Here is a 16,651-nt window from a genome sequence, read left to right as displayed (position 1 = left end):
ATATCATATAAAAAGGAATGGTGATTGTAATGAGAATGGTAGATATTATTGCGAAAAAACGTGACGGTAAAGAATTAACGACTGAAGAAATCAAATTCTTTATTAATGGATATACAGACGGAAGTATTCCTGATTATCAAGTGAGCGCACTGGCTATGGCAATCTTCTTTAAAGATATGACAGATCGCGAACGCGCAGATTTAACGATGGCGATGGTTGAGTCTGGTGAAACGATCGACTTATCAGCAATTGAAGGAATTAAAGTAGATAAACATTCAACTGGTGGTGTTGGTGATACAACAACATTAGTATTAGGACCATTAGTAGCTGCTTTAGATGTACCGGTAGCAAAAATGTCTGGTCGTGGTTTAGGACATACGGGCGGAACAATTGATAAATTAGAAGCGGTAGAAGGATTCCACGTTGAAATTACGAAAGAGCAGTTCATTGATATTGTAAACCGTGACAAAGTAGCTGTTATTGGACAAACAGGAAACTTAACACCTGCAGATAAAAAGATTTATGCATTACGCGACGTAACAGGAACAGTAAACTCAATTCCTTTAATCGCAAGTTCAATTATGAGTAAAAAAATTGCAGCTGGTGCAGATGCAATCGTACTTGATGTAAAAACAGGTGCTGGCGCATTCATGAAAACAGAAGAAGATGCAAAAGAATTAGCACATGCAATGGTACGTATCGGAAATAATGTAGGACGTCAAACTATGGCTGTTATTTCAGATATGTCACAACCACTTGGTTTTGCAATTGGTAACGCTCTAGAAGTGAAAGAAGCGATTGATACGTTAAAAGGTGAAGGTCCAGAAGATTTAACAGAATTAGTACTCGTATTAGGAAGTCAAATGGTCGTACTTGCGAAAAAAGCAAATACATTAGAAGAAGCGCGTGAAATGCTAATTGAAGTGATGAAAAACGGAAAAGCAACTGAGAAATTTAAAGAGTTCTTAAGCAATCAAGGCGGAGATAGCTCGATTGTAGATAATCCAGAAAAAATGCCACAAGCGAAATATGTAATTGATGTACCTGCGAAAACTTCAGGTGTTATTTCTAACATTGTTGCAGATGAAATCGGTATCGCAGCTATGCTACTTGGTGCTGGCCGTGCAACAAAAGAAGATGAAATTGATTTAGCAGTAGGGTTAATGTTACGTAAAAAAGTGGGCGATGCAGTAAAAGAAGGCGAGCCGCTCGTAACGATTTACGCAAATCGCGAAAATGTAGAAGATGTAAAAGCTAAAATTTATGAGAACATTTCTATCGCTGAAACAGCAGTAGCTCCTAAATTAGTGCATACAGTTATTACTGACTAATCATCATTACACTTACTTTGAGGAGGAAATAATATGGATAAGAAAAAATATATTGAAGAAGCAAATAAAATGTTAGAAAAAGCATATATTCCGTATTCGAAATTTCCTGTTGGTGCAGCGTTAGTTACGAAAGAAGGGAAAATCTATACTGGTTGTAATATAGAAAATGCTTCTTACGGTTTATGTAACTGTGCAGAAAGAACAGCGATCTTTAAAGCAGTATCAGAAGGTGAACGCGATTTTAGCTACTTAGTTATTACAGGCGAAACGGACGGACCGATTTCACCGTGTGGTGCGTGTAGACAAGTAATTGCTGAATTCTGTGAACCGAAAATGCCTGTATTACTAACGAATGTAAAAGGCGATGAAAAAGAAGTGACTGTTGAGCAATTACTTCCAGGTGCTTTCTCAATAGAAGATTTAAAATAAGTTGAAAAACCATTCCACAAATATGAATTGTGGAATGGTTTTTTTATATTTAAATGTTGAATGTAATATTTTGTTCATATTCCGTTCATAAACTTTGCGTAAAATGATTGCAGCGAATATGGAAAGTTTACAACAGGAGGAATAAAATGAAGAAATTATATAATGCAGCATTCAGCTACTTAATTATCGGTTTATTATCAGGAGTTTTTGCAAGGGAGTACTCGAAAGCACAAGGAATTAAAGGATCCACAATGTTGCAATTAGTGCATACACATGTATTAGTGCTCGGCTTCGTATTCTTTTTAATTGCTTTGGGTCTATTTAAAGTATTTCATGCACAAGAAACAAAGAGCTTTTGTGCATGGTTTGTAGTTTATAATGTCGGATTAATTTTTACTATTGCTACAATGCTATGGAGAGGTCTTCTACAAGTAAATGGAACTGACTTTAACGGTTTAAGCCATATGGCTGGATTAGGTCACGTTATTATAAGTATCGGGCTCGTTTGGTTTATGATTTTACTCAAAAAATCTGTTAAATAGATAGGAGTGGAGAGGATGATAGCACTTTTATCAAGTATTGTAGCAGTTTGTATGGCGGTTGGTGTCATGTTTCTTCGCTTTAAAGCAGCGAAAAAGCCGGTAACGAAAAAGAAAATAATATTGCCGCCAATTTTTATGAGTACTGGCGCAATGATGTACTTCTTACCAGAGTTTCGATTAACATCGTTAGAAATAGTAGAGGCGATTAGTATAGGACTTATTTTCTCTATATTCCTTATTAAAACAACGAAGTTTGAGATAAGAAGTGAACAAATATATATGAAACCGTCAAAAGCATTTATATTTATTTTAGTCGGATTATTAGCTGTACGAGTAGCGTTGAAATCATATTTAAGTCAATCGATTGATTTAGCGGAGTTAAGTGGAATGTTTTTCTTACTTGCATTTGCCATGATTGTGTCATGGAGAATTGCGATGTATCGTTCGTTTACTAGATTAGAAAAGACAATAAAAAGAGCTGGAATTTCTAAATAGGAAATCCAGCTCTTTTTATGTTTTATTAAAATCCTTTAGCGCGGAACTCATTTGCTTAATTTTAAACGTATTTGAGCATCTTGTAATGCGGCTGGTGTAACGTTAAGACCATTTTGATCAACAATTTTTGTGTTTAATAAAATGGAATCTAGGCTTCCACGAAATGTTTGTGTATAGTTTTGACGCAACATTTGTTGTTCTTGTTTTTCATCAACTGTTAATCCAGATACTTTTTCTTTTTTTGATAATTCGTTAATACGGAATAAAATGTTTTTCATTTGTTTCACCTCTAGTTAAAGTTAATTACATTAGTTACTTACTAATGTATAGTTATTGTAACGTGTAATTTTAATTATGTCAACACCATCAAAAAAGGTTAAAAATTGACGAAAAATTGTAACAATAATAAAATGAATTGATTAGATCATTAGTTTTTTTATTATACATAGAACGCTAGGGGGATTATTATGAAATCAACATTTTTTGCTCAAAATAGAGAACGATTAGTAAACACATTACCAGATGAATCCATTACTATTTTATTTGCTGGACAAGCACCTCATATGTCAGCCGATGCACATTATAAATTTGTGCCAAATCGAAATTTTTACTATGTAACAGGAATCGATGAACCAAATGTTATTTTCATGTTGAAGAAAGTTGGAGGCAGTGTAGAGGAAACACTTTTCATTGAAAAGTCAGATCCAGTAATGGAAAAGTGGGTCGGTAAAACAGTTTCTAACGAAGAAGCAGAGAAAATTTCAGGTATAAAGAAAGTTGTATATTTAGATAGCTTTGAAAAAACAATGTCAAATGTACTTTTTACAGAAAATGTGAAACATCTATATTTAGATTTAGAACGTCGTGAGTGGAATGGTACGGAGACAAAAACATTAGCATTTGCTAAACATGTAAGAGAACAATATCCACACGTAACAATTGGTAATGTATATCCGAATATTTGTGAATTGCGAGTGTTTAAAACAGAAGAAGAAATTGAAATTGTGAAAGAAGCGATTGCTGTAACGAAAGAGGGCATTTATAACGTACTTAAGCATGCAAAAGCAGACATGATGGAGTATGAATTAGAAGCTCAGTTTGATTTCACATTGAAATCATCTGGCATTAAACATCATGCGTTCAATACAATTTTGGCAAGTGGGAAAAATGCTACAGTTCTTCATTATGAAGACAATGATGCACAAATTCAAAATGGTGATTTAGTATTACTAGATTTAGGCGCTCAAAAAGACTACTATAACGCTGATATTAGTTATACATTCCCGGCAAATGGAACATTCTCTAGTCGCCAAAAACAAATATATAATATCGTATTAAAAGCATTGAAAGAAACAACAGAACTCATTAAGCCAGGAGTAAAGTTTTCTGCATTAAATGAGCATACAAAAAAGGTACTAGCAGAAGAGTGTAAAGCTATTGGTTTAATTCAAGAAGATGAAGAGTTATCAAAATACTATTATCATGGTGTGAGCCATTTCCTTGGCTTAGATACGCATGATGTAGGAACATATAAAGATAGAGTGTTAGAAGAAGGTATGGTTATAACAATTGAACCTGGTCTTTATATTGAAGAAGAATCAATTGGCATTCGTATTGAAGATGATATTCTTGTAACGGAAGACGGACATGAAAACTTGTCAAAAGATATCATTAGAGAAGTGGAAGAGATTGAAGCGTTTATGAGAGAAAATAATGTGAATGTAAAGGAAGATGAGGTTGTTACGAAATAATAAGTAGAAAAGGTGCTCAATTTTGAGCGCCTTTTTATTTTGTTCATTTTAAATCTCCATATTTTCTTGAAAATCATCTTCTACAATGATTTTGACAAAGAAAAAGGAGGGATTTTCCATGAAGCGATTTGTATTAACAGCTCTTACGGTCTCTGTAATATTTTTAATTGCTGCATGTTCTGCGACTACAAATACAACAAATGATCATAAAAATATGAAAGATAAAAAAACATCACAGACTGAAACAGCTACAAAACCATTGAAGGTTGAAAAAGGACCAGAAGTTACTTTAATAGCGAGAGAAGAAAAGCAAAAGTTAGGTAACGGTGTTATTGTTCCAGTCTGGACATTTAATGGCTCATCTCCTGGTCCAGAAATTCGGGTGAAAAAAAGTGAACAAGTGAAAGTGACATTAAAAAATGAATTATCTGCACCGGTATCTGTTCATTGGCATGGATATCCTGTCCCAAATAATATGGATGGAATTCCAGGCGTGACACAAGATGCGGTTGAACCTGGAAAAAGTTTTACCTACGAATTTAAAGCGAACGTACCAGGAACGTACTGGTATCACTCGCATCAAGATTCTGTAAATCAATTAGATAGAGGTTTGTATGGAGCACTCATTGTAGAAGATACAAAGGAAAAGTATGATAAAGATTACACATTAATGTTGGATGAATGGATAACAGATAAAGAAGAGATTAATAAACAGTTAAAAGAAATGACAAAAGGAAAAACAGAAAAAGCAGACAGTAAAAAATCTAGTATGGATAATGACAATACAAAAAAGAATGATGATATGAAGGGTATGGACCATTCTGGTATGGACATGGACAGTGATAAAAAAGATTCTGGCAATATGACAGGAATGGACCATGGAAATATGAAGATGGAAGGTCATAATATGAGTATGTATGATTTATTCACAATCAATGGTAAAAGCGGGGATTTAGTAGAACCATTAAAAGTGAATAAGGGAGATAAAGTTCGTCTGCGACTCGTTAATGCTGGTTATCTATCACATGATATACATGTTCACGGTCATGATATAAAAGTAATTGCGACAGATGGTCAACCAATAAACGATCCAAAAGTTATAAAGGATCAAGTAATTTCAATCGCACCGGGTGAACGTTATGATATTGAATTTACTGCTAATAATCCTGGGAAATGGTATATTGAAGAGCATTCAGCAAATAAAGGTGCAAAAGGAATGAAAGCTGTTATTGAATATGATGGCAGCAAAGAGATGAAAGATAAAGCAAACGAAAAAGAAAAATTACCGAAATTAGATATGACGAAATATGGTGCTAAAAAATTAGGTAGTTTCACGTTAGACCAACAGTATACTGCCACATATAATATGGACTTAAATACGAAAATGAATGGAAATGAAATGGTATATACAATTAACGGAAAGGTATTTCCGGATATTGACCCAATTCAAGTGAAAAAGGATGATTTAGTAAAAGTGAAATTGGTAAATCGTTCTAAAATGGATAATCACCCAATGCATTTACATGGTCACTTCTTCCAGGTGTTGAGTAAAGATGGAAAACCGATAGAAGGTTCTCCAATTGTAAAAGATACATTGAACTTAAAACCGGGAGAAGAATATGAAGTAGCCTTTGTAGCAGATAATCCGGGTGAGTGGATGTTCCATTGTCACGATTTACATCATGCTTCAGCAGGGATGGTAACGGAAGTGAAATATAAAGATTATAAATCTGATTATGTTCCAAACCAAAATATTCCTAATAAGCCAGAATAATATGAAGCAGTTATCCTATGGATAGCTGCTTATTCATTTTCGTTGCAAGAGTCAATGTATATTTTGATCATGCCCGGGTGAAGGTGGGGGAGTATGATCTGGGAATGTCACGAATACGGCAACGATAATTACCACACTAATTGATAGTAATAACAAAAAACGCCTTTGGATAAAAGCAGAAAAAGTTTCTGATAAAAGTTGAATCATACATGACATAGTTATTGTTATCGTAAGTAAAAGACTAATAAACAGTATACTATGAGCTTGTTGAGCATTTAACATTTCTGTAATCATTGCTCCCATCATACTTGCCATTAAGCCAGAGAACATGCCTTCTAAAGCAGTATATAGGTGAAAACGTAGACCGATAAAAAAACCGATACAACCACTAATTAATACGGCAAGCAAAGTGGAATAGAGCAATTCACCTTTAAAAAGAATACCAAAATAAAAACCGATACTTAAACTGATACTCATACTAAAAGACATAATAAATACCATATACTCCATTAGGGTACCCTTGCGTTTAGAAATATATGATGTAATAAGAATTGAGATACAACAAAGTGTTAAGGCCGTTAATGTGTAAGCGAACATTATGATACCTCCCTGTCCTATCGTTCATTTCATCATATGTTTATATGGAGAGTACTTATGCTTATTTATATCTGCACAATTTAATTAATGTAAGTAAGAAGGCTCCTGATTTTTGGGGGCGTCTTTTTACTTATGAGCATGTGAATGTAAGAGTTAAATGAAGAGTTTCTATTGTGAAGCCATAAAGAATAAGCGTATAATATTATAGTTATCCCATTACAGGGAGTAATCCGCGAATGATAAATAAGATTGTTGTTTTTATCATCGCTTCTAAACAGATAGACAATGAAAGTAACACTGGAATACAGATAGGGAGTTATAAAATGAAATTAATTATTGCCGAGAAACCAGATCAAGGTTTGGCTCTTGTTTCACAATTTAAATATCGCCGGAAAGATGGATATTTAGAAGTAGAAGCGAATGAGTTATTTCCAAATGGAGCGTACTGTACATGGGCAATTGGTCATTTGACGCAGTTATGTAATCCAGAACATTATCACGCAGAGTGGAAAAAATGGTCACTTAATACGTTACCGATGATTCCAGAGCGTTTTCAATTTGAAGTAACAAAGTCGAAGTATAAGCAATTTAACGTTGTGAAACAGCTGTTACATAATCCACAGGTAACAGAAATTATTCACGCGGGCGATGCTGGGCGTGAAGGGGAATTGATTGTACGGAATATAATTAATCTTTGCAACGTGCAAAAGCCAATGAAGCGTCTTTGGATTTCCTCTTTAACGAAGCAAGCTATTTACCAAGGATTTAAAAACTTGCTTGATGAATCAGACACGATTAATACGTATTACGAAGCATACACAAGATCTTGTGCTGACTGGGTTGTTGGTATGAATGCATCACGTGTGTTTAGTATTTTGTTAAAGAAAAAAGGAATGAATGATGTATTTTCAGCTGGTCGTGTACAAACACCGACACTCGCGTTAATCGTAAAGCGTGAAAAGGAAATAGAAAACTTTAAGTCAGAGCCGTTCTGGGAAGTGTTCGCAACCTTTAATATAGAAGGAAAGAAGTATGAGGGGAAATGGGAGAAGGATAGTGAATCCCGCTTAAAAGATCCAGATATGGCGAATAAAATTGCGGCGTTTTGCCAAGGTAAACCGGCAGTAGTGAAGGAAATGAAAACGGAGCGTAAAGAGTTTCAACCTCCGCTTTTATTTAACTTATCATCACTACAAGCAACGGCAAATAAAGCATTTAAATTTTCACCGAAAAAGACGCTTGATATAACGCAAGCATTATATCAAAAAGGAATTGTCTCTTACCCTCGTTCGGATTCCAACTATGTTACCCAAGGAGAGGCAGCAACGTTCCCTGATATTTTACAGAAGTTAAGTCAGTTTGATGAATATAAAGGTTTATTACCGGCTCCGGTTGAATCGATTATGAATAATAAGCGTTATGTGAATGAAAAGAAAGTAACAGATCACTACGCGATTATTCCGACAGAGCAAGTTACAAACCCAAGCAGATTATCAGGTGATGAAAAGAAAATTTACGATATGATCGTAAGAAGACTGATTGCCGCTCATTATGAAGTTGCAATCTTTGACTATACAACGATTGTAACGCTTGTAGATGAACGTGCTGAATTCATTTCAAAAGGAAAACAGCAAATTCAAGAAGGATGGCGTAAAGTTATTTTCCAAGACGATAAAGATGACGAAACCATTCTTCCAATTGTAGCTGAAGGTGAAGAAGGAAAAGTTGTAAAGGTGAAAGTGAAAGAAGGAAAAACACAACCACCGAAGCGTTATACAGAAGGACAACTTATTACGTTAATGAAAACGGCAGGTAAGTATTTAGAGAACGAAGAGCTTGAGAAAGTATTAAAGAAAACAGAAGGTTTAGGTACGGAAGCGACTCGCGCTGGAATTATTACGATGCTGAAAGACCGTAAATATATAGATGTGAAGAAAAACCAAGTGTATGCGACCGATAAAGGAAAAGTATTAATTACCGCAATCGGTGATAAAATACTGGCTTCACCAGAAATGACCGCAAAATGGGAGCAGCGCCTTGCGGAAATTGGGGAAGGTACAGCATCACCAGCAACTTTTATGGAACAAACGAAAAAATTATCAGCTAAAATTATTGAAGATGCGGTGGAAATGTCTGAGAAGTGGGATTTCACTGGATTACATGTTGAATCGATTGAGCGAAAAGGATCGAAATTTACAACAGGTAAAAAGGTTGGTAGCTGTAAAAAATGTGATGGCGATGTAATTGATAAATCAACGTTTTACGGCTGTTCTAATTACAACACGACACAATGTGATTTTACCATCTCGAAGAAAATATTAAGTAAAACAATTTCGCAAAAGAATATGACTAAGCTTTTAAAAGGTGAGAAGACCGATTTAATTAAAGGATTTAAAAAGGGCGAAAAAACATTTGATGCGAAGTTAGAGTGGAAAGATAATAAGATTAATTTTGTGTTTGAGAATTAAGTTGTTTTAATGTATAAAAAACTTCTTTCCCAATTAAAATTTTCTGTGTTAGGTTTGAAAATAGAAATAGAAATAGAAAAGAAAAAGCATGGCAATTTTATGTCATGCTTTTTCTTTTTACAAAAATGGTTCATTTGCTAAGGGTTTTGATGTGTTAGGTGAAAACTTATTACACTAGAGAAAAATTTAAATGCTGAATCTTTTTTATATATTGTAAAATACGTATTTAGTATAAAAAAATAAACAAACGATAAGTCTATAAAATGCTAATTTGACCAGATGTCTGAAGACTTATATATAACGTTAATTTTTTGTTTCTAAATAATATTTTTCAGAACATAAAAGTGAGTGATTACTCACTTTTATGTTGACTTTAATATTTTTGTTTCTTATAATAAGTTTAGTGAGTGATTACTCACTTTTTAAAAGGAGGAATAGAATTGTCAAATCCAATTTTTGATACAATAATTGCTCAAGGTCTCATAAAAGGTAAGACAGAAAAGCAGCAAAGGATTATTGAGACAACGATTAAATTGTTTGCTGAGAAAGGTTATGCGAATACATCGACAGCAGAGATAGCAAAAGTTGCAGGCGTATCCGAAGGAACAATTTTTAAGCATTACGGAAAGAAAGACCAATTATTACTTTCTGTTATTTTACCGTTTGTAAATGACTTTTTCCCGAACATGGCTAAGGAATTGATAGAGGAAACTATGTTAGAACAGACAACATCTTTTGAGGAGTTTTTACGTAATTTATTGAAAAATAGGGTTGCTTTTATTACGGAAAATAAAGAAATATTTCGAGTCATTGTTAAGGAGATTATTTATAAAGAAGAATTGAAAAAAGAGCTAAAACCATACTTTATAAAACATGTTCCTGTATTATTTGAAAATATTGTAGAACAATTCAAAGAGCAAGGAGAGCTGATTGATCTTCCAGCTGATCGAATCTTAAAGATGTTATTTACCTTACTGGCAGGATTTTTTGTTTCTCGTTTTGTACTCATGGAAAATCATATTATTAGTGAAGAGGAAATTGAGGATGTCGTTCAATTTGTTATGAACGGGATAAAAAATAAGTAGTCTGTCGAGTAACACGAAGTGTTAGTACGAAAATAAAATTAAACATGAAGGGAGCTATTCATATGCCTGTCATACAGATTGATAATTTAACAAAAGATTATGGTCATAATCGCGGCGTATTCGATGTTTCGATTAAGGTAGAAAAAGGTGAAGTGTATGGCTTTTTAGGACCGAATGGAGCCGGGAAGACGACGACAATTCGGCATATTATGGGTTTTTCTCGTCCTCAAGTCGGAAAAATCTCTGTAAATGGAATGAGTAGTTGGGAAAAAGCAAGCGAAATTCAAAAGGATCTTGGTTACTTACCAGGTGAGGTAGCTTTACCTGAGTCGCTGACAGGAACAGAGTTTATTGCGATGATGGCACAATTGCGTGGAATCAAAGATATGACATATACCAATTATTTAATAGAAAAATTTAAGCTAGATGCATCCGGTAGTTTGAAACGTATGTCGCTTGGTATGAAGCGAAAACTAGCGATTGTCACTGCTTTTATGCATGATCCAGCAGTACTAATTCTTGATGAACCAACGAGTGCTCTCGATCCGATTATGCAAAAGGTGTTTATTGAATTTATTAAAGAGGAAAAAGCAAAAGGAAAAACGATATTGCTTTCAAGTCATATTTTCAATGAAATTGACGCTACATGCGACAAAATTTCTATTATTAAGGATGGTAGATTAATATCTACTTTTGTTGCAGACGATTTGCGCCATAATGAGGAGAAAACGTTTAAAGTGGAATTCAGTTCAAAAGAAGTGTTCGAACGTTTTAAAATTGAAGTATCTTCTCATAAAAAAATAAATGTACTCTCTCTCAAATCTCATGAAAATCAAGCAGAACTACGTGTGAATGATGCGGATATAAACGATTTTATCGCTTTCATAAGTGATTATGATTTGAATTTTTATTCTGAAATCAAGTTTACGCTTGAAGATTATTTTATGAAGTTCTATGATCGGAATTCTAAAAATGAGGGAGGAGGCGAACAAAGTGCCATTAATTGACATAAACAACATGACAAAAGATTATGGAGACGGACGCGGGATTTTTGACGTCAGCCTCTCAATTGAAAAAGGAGAAGTTTTTGGTTTTGTCGGTACGAATGGAGCAGGTAAAACTACAACAATCCGTCATATGATGGGATTTTTAAAGCCGCAAAGCGGGAACGCAACGATTAATGGAATGGATTGTTGGAAAGATTCAGCTGAAATCAAAAAAATGATTGGCTATATACCAGGAGAAATTGCATTCCCAGATGCGCCAACAGGAACCGAATTTTTGAAAAGACAAGCCGAATTATTAGGTCTAAAAGATATGTCTTATGCGGAATCAATTATTAAAAAGCTACAGCTTGATCCTACTGCTAATTTAAAAAGAATGTCAAAAGGTATGAAACAGAAGACAGCCATTGTAGCTGCTTTGATGGCTGATCCAGAAATCTTGATTTTTGATGAACCGACAACGGGTCTTGACCCACTTATGAGAGCAGAGTTTATAAGTATTTTGGATGAACAAAAGAAAAAAGGAAAAACAATTTTCATGTCGAGTCATATGTTTGATGAAGTCGAACATACCTGCGATAAGGTTGCCCTTATAAAAGACGGGAAAATTATTGCTGTTAAATCGACAAAAGAGATTAAGTACAATCAGGAAAAGGCTTATAAAATCGAGTTTAATTCACATGAGGATTATAAGCTGTTTTTAGCAGAGCCATTTGATTTTACGGAAAAACGTGGATCTCAAAACCAAGTAATTGTAAATGTGCATGACCGCCAAATTAATACACTACTAAAAACGTTAAAAGGTTACAATATCAAGTTCATTACAGAAATTAAGTATACACTTGAGAAATATTTCAATAGTCAGTATTAAAAAGGAGAGAAAGCTATGTTTAGTAAAGCTATTTTCAAACAAACATTAAAAGCTAATTTTAAACTATGGATCATATTCACAGTCATAACTAGTGCTATGCTAGCTGTTATGATTGCCGTTTTTGAACCAACTACTCTAACTGGTATGACAGATATGGTAAAAGGGACACCGCTTGCGGATATGATGAAAAATACAACGTTCCTTGGCATGCTTGCTTCTACTTTTTACTCAATGCATGGTGTCCTTCTACCAGTCATATTTATTATGATGACAGCCAATAGTCTCATTGCTTCTCAAGTAGATAGAGGATCAATGGCTTACTTACTGTCGACACCTACAAAACGAAGTACCGTTGTTAGAACTCAAGCTTTATATTTAATTACATCACTTATCATGATGTTTGTAATCGTAACTGGTGTTGGTCTAGCTGCGATTCAAATTTTCCAAGGCAATGTAGATATCAATATTTCTGATTTTATTATGCTTAACGTAGGTTTATTCTTATTAATGTTTGCAACTAGTGGTATTTCTTTCTTTTTCTCTTGCCTGTTCAATTTATCAAAAAACTCATTAGCTTTAGGAGCAGGGATACCAGTTGCATTCTTTCTATTCCAACTGATGGGGCAAGTAAGTAAAAGTCTTGAAAAGATGAAGTATTTATCATTGAATACGTTATTCGATACAAGTGCAATTCTGAATGGAGATAGTGTAGCAATTCCATTTATTATTCTTATCGGTGTAGGTATAATACTTTATGGATTTGGGATGAGAGTCTTCCAGCGAAAAGATTTACCGCTTTAAAATTTAACTAGATGAATAAATTCATTTTACTTATTTGTTAATGAGAAATGAAAAAATTAATAAAGAAAAGTAATAATTAATGGAAACAGATGGCGTTCCCTGAATAGTGGAAGGCCATCTTTAGGATATGGAATTAATTAATAAGCATTCTAATTTCTGTTTTTAAATCTTTCTGATTCAAAGAGAAATGATAGCAACATTAGAAGAGATATGACTTACTAAATTATTTAATAAAAGAACAATTTGATTTGGAGCCGCCGAGAAATAATACAATCATTACAAGTGCTTTCAACAAACAAAAGGTTCTATAACAGATTAGGTTTGGAAAAATATATGGATAAAAAAGCATGACAATTTATGTCATGCTTTTTTATTTTATAATTACAGTTTTTTCGGTACTATCACTAAAAATCATTTAAAAAGCTAGTGTTAACTAGGATATTAATATCATCTTTCTCATTTCTTTTATATAAAGGGGAGATAAGAAGATAAGAGGGAAACTGAAAATATGCAATAAAATTATCATCTAAAATAATAAATTTTTATTGTAAAACGATAAAAGTTATATTAAAATCAAAATCATAATAAATAAGTGTGGTGCTTTTTATGGAAAAGGTAACAACTTTATTTTTTAAAATTAGAGGAGGTATAAATATGGACATTAACAATTTGATTATTGAAAATATGGATAATCCTCATGAGTTGGAGAGAATGTATAGAAAAGACCCGAAAGCTTTTAAAAAGTCATTCTCACAAGCATGGGATGAAAACTCTGATTCTCAGGTGCTAGCTGCCTGGTATGAAAGGTTGCATTTCAAGGGAAAGACAAATGCAGAAAAAATATCACTGTTTCAAAAAGGTTTCTTATTCATGGGCATGTTAGCTATTCTAGCTGGGCTAAGCACTAGAATCATTTTCCACTTTGTAGAGCAGGAAGCAATTGCTCCAATTAACCTAGCTTTTGGTGTAATTCCCTTTATCGCTGCTTATTTTGTTTACAATAATACCCCGAAAAAAAGTATTATTTATTTCCTTACAGCGTTGTTCCTAATTGCTGGGTTGTATCTTAATATGTTGCCATTAAATTATAGAGACAGCAGTATCCTTGCGTATTTACATCTTCCTATATTGTTATGGGTCTTATTGGGGCTTGCGTTTACAGGAAATGAATATTCAAAAGGCAGTACAAGATTAGCTTATATTAAATTTAATTTAGAATATTGCCTTCTCTATGCGAGCATGGCAGTGAGCGGAATGATACTAGCAATATTCACCATGCGATTATTTAGCTTTGTTGACTTGGATATAGGTGAATTCTATTTTAGTAATGTTGTTTTATTTGGAGCTGCCGCTCTCGCTGTAGTGGCTGCATACTTAGTATCATTGAATCTTAAACTTGCTAAAAATATTACGCCATACATATCTAAAATTTTTAGTCCACTTGTCCTGGTCACATTGTTTATTTATCTTATAACGGTAATTTGGGTGGGGAAAAATCCATTCTTGGATCGTAATTTTTTAATGGCCTTTAACGGAATACTCCTTGGTGTATTGGCTGTTACTATATTTTCTATCGTTGAGAGTGATTCAGACGAGAAAAAGAGCATTTCAGATTATATAAATTTTGCCTTAATTGTTCTGGCACTTATTATTGACACTGTCGCATTGTCAGCCATCGTATTCAGACTTTCTTCTTACGGGATTACACCTAATAGACTTGCTGTTTTAGGTGTAAACATACTGATTTGGGCAAATCTCATTTGGATTATGTTTTCCTATATGCGTTTCTTGCAAAACAAATCAGGACCGACAGCTATCCAAGACGCCGTTACGAAGTATTTGCCAATTTACGGACTTTGGGCAGCTTTCGTTATATTTACGTTTCCAATAATTTTTAATTAGGGAGGCTTTGTGAATATAATGACAAATTTGTTAAAAGAGGATGATAGATGTCATCCTCTTTTAACTGCATCGAAAAATATATTGAAATCATTTTGATGTAATATATAATAAATTCGGATAATGGAATCAAAACTTCTTATTAAGAGAGGTGGAGGGACTGGCCCTTCGAAGCCTCAGCAACCTAATGTTATATAAAGGTGCTAAATCCTGTAGGATCTAAAAGTCCTAAAAGATAAGAAGATGGTTATAAGTAAACCTTCTTCTTATTTTGAAGAAGGTTTTTTCTCATTTAAATAGAGGTTTTGAAAGGTGGTGAGGAAGAATTAAAGAAAATATACAAGAGGAGAATGGAGGACGCAGTGAATAATGAAATTGAGGATTTAAAAGAGAATAGCACAAGTATTTGGAGCAATAAAATTTTTCCGTACTTTTTCTTGGCAAGTTGTATTTCTTTAATAGGTAATTCTATGGTTACACTTGTTTTACCGTTATGGGTAATGAATTTAACAAACTCGCCATTACTCGTTTCGGGGGTAAATATTGCAATTGCAACGGCGGCAATTTTATTTGCACCTGTAACAGGAACGTTAGCAGATCGAATGTCGAGAAGAAAGCTTATGATAGTTGCGGATGTTATGAGATGTATCGTTATGATTTTAATTGCAGTTATAGCATTTTATAATAAAATGCTATACATTCCGTTACTAATTTTACTTATCATACGTTCAATTGGGAGTGCTTTATTTACTCCAGCTTCAAATGCAGCATTAGTAACATATGTGGAAGAAAAGAATGTTCAACAGGCGATTACGCTGAGGCAAATATCAATACAAATCATATCGGTCGCCATTCCTTTAATGGCTAGCTTTTTAATTAGTATTTTTAATTTTCATGGAGTATTTTTGTTAGATGCAATTACATTTGTTGTATCATTTTTAATTTTAATGAGAATCAAATTTCCACGTGAATTAAAAGTAGAGAAGAAGAAGCCTTTTTATGAAGATTTTAAAGAGGGATTTTCTGTTATTAATAGTAACAAATCGTTGAAGACATTACTAATGAGCGCTGCGGTCATTAATTTACTTGGAGCAGCATGTATACTTTCACTGCAAGTAATAGTTGTTAGAGAAATGGATCTTTCTACGCGATGGTATAGTATAGTTTTTGCGGCATCACCGATAGGGATTTTAATAGGAGCATTTATTACGAAAAAGATTCGTACATATAAAACGATTACGACTGCTTTTATATGTACTGCGATTATGGGGATTTTTAATGCGGCAATGGGTACGACGTTAAATCCGATATTATTTTCAGTTTATTATTTCCTGTCAGGAATTGCATTTGGAGTAAGTAATGTATATTTTGGAGCGTTGTATAGAAAGTTAATTCCAAATGAAGTGCAAGGAAGATTTTTCGGTTTCTTAAATTCGTTATTACTAGTATCAACTCCGATAGGAATTGCAATAACGGGATATTCCCTAGAGTCAATTTCCGCGTCTATTATATTTATTATTATTGGGATTATTACGTTTGTAGTTTCGGTTATTTCATTTGTATTGATACATAAGAAATAAGTGTTGTATGAAATTTTTCAAAAA

The 16,651-nt window shown here is 33.7% G+C and carries 15 protein-coding genes and 1 riboswitch; of the genes, 13 read left to right on the top strand and 2 right to left on the bottom strand.

Annotation, left to right across the window (positions count from 1 at the left end):
* The first annotated feature begins 29 nt into the window (after nucleotides 1-29).
* The 4 genes from ACTFRS_RS09050 to ACTFRS_RS09035 all read left to right on the top strand — a co-directional run bounded on the left by ACTFRS_RS09050 (nucleotide 30) and on the right by ACTFRS_RS09035 (nucleotide 2,797).
* Complete coding sequence (locus ACTFRS_RS09050; RefSeq protein WP_084064698.1) at nucleotides 30-1,331, top strand: pyrimidine-nucleoside phosphorylase; 1,302 nt, start codon at nucleotides 30-32, stop codon at nucleotides 1,329-1,331.
* A gap of 33 nt (nucleotides 1,332-1,364) precedes the next feature.
* Nucleotides 1,365-1,760: a cytidine deaminase gene (locus ACTFRS_RS09045; protein ID WP_000358526.1), complete on the top strand. Its 396-nt coding sequence runs from the start codon at nucleotides 1,365-1,367 to the stop codon at nucleotides 1,758-1,760.
* Between the two features lie 146 nt (nucleotides 1,761-1,906).
* Entirely contained in the window at nucleotides 1,907-2,302 is a 396-nt protein-coding gene (locus tag ACTFRS_RS09040) for a DUF2871 domain-containing protein (protein WP_139867726.1), read from the top strand.
* A 15-nt stretch (nucleotides 2,303-2,317) separates the two neighbouring features.
* Nucleotides 2,318-2,797, top strand: coding sequence for a CcdC family protein (locus ACTFRS_RS09035; RefSeq protein WP_073531119.1), 480 nt, complete (start codon nucleotides 2,318-2,320; stop codon nucleotides 2,795-2,797).
* 47 nt (nucleotides 2,798-2,844) lie between these two features.
* Here ACTFRS_RS09035 and ACTFRS_RS09030 read toward each other — a convergent pair whose 3' ends face one another.
* Nucleotides 2,845-3,075: a DUF896 domain-containing protein gene (locus ACTFRS_RS09030; protein ID WP_000789788.1), complete on the bottom strand. Its 231-nt coding sequence runs from the start codon at nucleotides 3,073-3,075 to the stop codon at nucleotides 2,845-2,847.
* A gap of 189 nt (nucleotides 3,076-3,264) precedes the next feature.
* On the opposite strand from ACTFRS_RS09030, the gene ACTFRS_RS09025 reads away from it, so the two are divergent.
* Both ACTFRS_RS09025 and ACTFRS_RS09020 read left to right on the top strand, forming a co-directional pair.
* A complete protein-coding gene (locus ACTFRS_RS09025) occupies nucleotides 3,265-4,548 on the top strand; it encodes an aminopeptidase P family protein (RefSeq protein ID WP_139867724.1) in 1,284 nt (427 codons plus the stop codon).
* Nucleotides 4,549-4,666: 118 nt separating this feature from the next.
* Nucleotides 4,667-6,322: a multicopper oxidase family protein gene (locus ACTFRS_RS09020; RefSeq protein WP_139867722.1), complete on the top strand. Its 1,656-nt coding sequence runs from the start codon at nucleotides 4,667-4,669 to the stop codon at nucleotides 6,320-6,322.
* 51 nt (nucleotides 6,323-6,373) lie between these two features.
* Here the strand turns inward: ACTFRS_RS09020 and ACTFRS_RS09015 are convergent, their stop codons facing one another.
* A complete protein-coding gene (locus ACTFRS_RS09015; protein ID WP_139867720.1) occupies nucleotides 6,374-6,919 on the bottom strand; it encodes a hypothetical protein in 546 nt (181 codons plus the stop codon).
* Between the two features lie 323 nt (nucleotides 6,920-7,242).
* Here ACTFRS_RS09015 and topB point away from each other — a divergent pair, with 323 nt between their 5' ends.
* From topB to ACTFRS_RS08980, 7 genes are all read left to right on the top strand, one after another.
* Nucleotides 7,243-9,387: a DNA topoisomerase III gene (gene topB, locus ACTFRS_RS09010; RefSeq protein WP_087965067.1), complete on the top strand. Its 2,145-nt coding sequence runs from the start codon at nucleotides 7,243-7,245 to the stop codon at nucleotides 9,385-9,387.
* A 440-nt stretch (nucleotides 9,388-9,827) separates the two neighbouring features.
* Entirely contained in the window at nucleotides 9,828-10,472 is a 645-nt protein-coding gene (locus ACTFRS_RS09005) for a TetR/AcrR family transcriptional regulator (protein ID WP_139867718.1), read from the top strand.
* 62 nt (nucleotides 10,473-10,534) lie between these two features.
* Nucleotides 10,535-11,479 (top strand): ABC transporter ATP-binding protein, encoded by a 945-nt coding sequence (locus tag ACTFRS_RS09000; RefSeq protein ID WP_139867716.1) that lies wholly within the window; start codon nucleotides 10,535-10,537, stop codon nucleotides 11,477-11,479.
* Complete coding sequence (locus ACTFRS_RS08995) at nucleotides 11,466-12,347, top strand: ABC transporter ATP-binding protein (RefSeq protein ID WP_139867714.1); 882 nt, start codon at nucleotides 11,466-11,468, stop codon at nucleotides 12,345-12,347. The genes ACTFRS_RS09000 and ACTFRS_RS08995 overlap by 14 nt, the downstream gene beginning before the upstream one ends.
* A 15-nt stretch (nucleotides 12,348-12,362) precedes the next feature.
* Nucleotides 12,363-13,148, top strand: coding sequence for an ABC transporter permease (locus ACTFRS_RS08990; protein ID WP_139867712.1), 786 nt, complete (start codon nucleotides 12,363-12,365; stop codon nucleotides 13,146-13,148).
* A 654-nt stretch (nucleotides 13,149-13,802) separates the two neighbouring features.
* The gene (locus ACTFRS_RS08985; RefSeq protein WP_440023731.1) at nucleotides 13,803-15,050 is read left to right on the top strand and encodes a DUF4153 domain-containing protein; all 1,248 of its coding nucleotides are present in this window, start codon (nucleotides 13,803-13,805) and stop codon (nucleotides 15,048-15,050) included.
* Nucleotides 15,051-15,183: 133 nt separating this feature from the next.
* A riboswitch (SAM riboswitch) is annotated at nucleotides 15,184-15,289 on the top strand.
* Nucleotides 15,290-15,397: 108 nt separating this feature from the next.
* On the top strand, nucleotides 15,398-16,627 hold the full coding sequence (locus tag ACTFRS_RS08980; protein ID WP_440023732.1) for an MFS transporter: 1,230 nt from the start codon (nucleotides 15,398-15,400) through the stop codon (nucleotides 16,625-16,627).
* Nucleotides 16,628-16,651 lie beyond the last annotated feature (24 nt).

Origin of the sequence: Bacillus cereus group sp. MYBK139-1, assembly GCF_051916915.1 — a bacterium.
GTDB classification, from domain to species: domain Bacteria; phylum Bacillota; class Bacilli; order Bacillales; family Bacillaceae_G; genus Bacillus_A; species Bacillus_A pacificus.
Note: the sequence above shows the minus strand (reverse complement) of the source record. Positions and strands in the feature narration are given on the sequence as shown.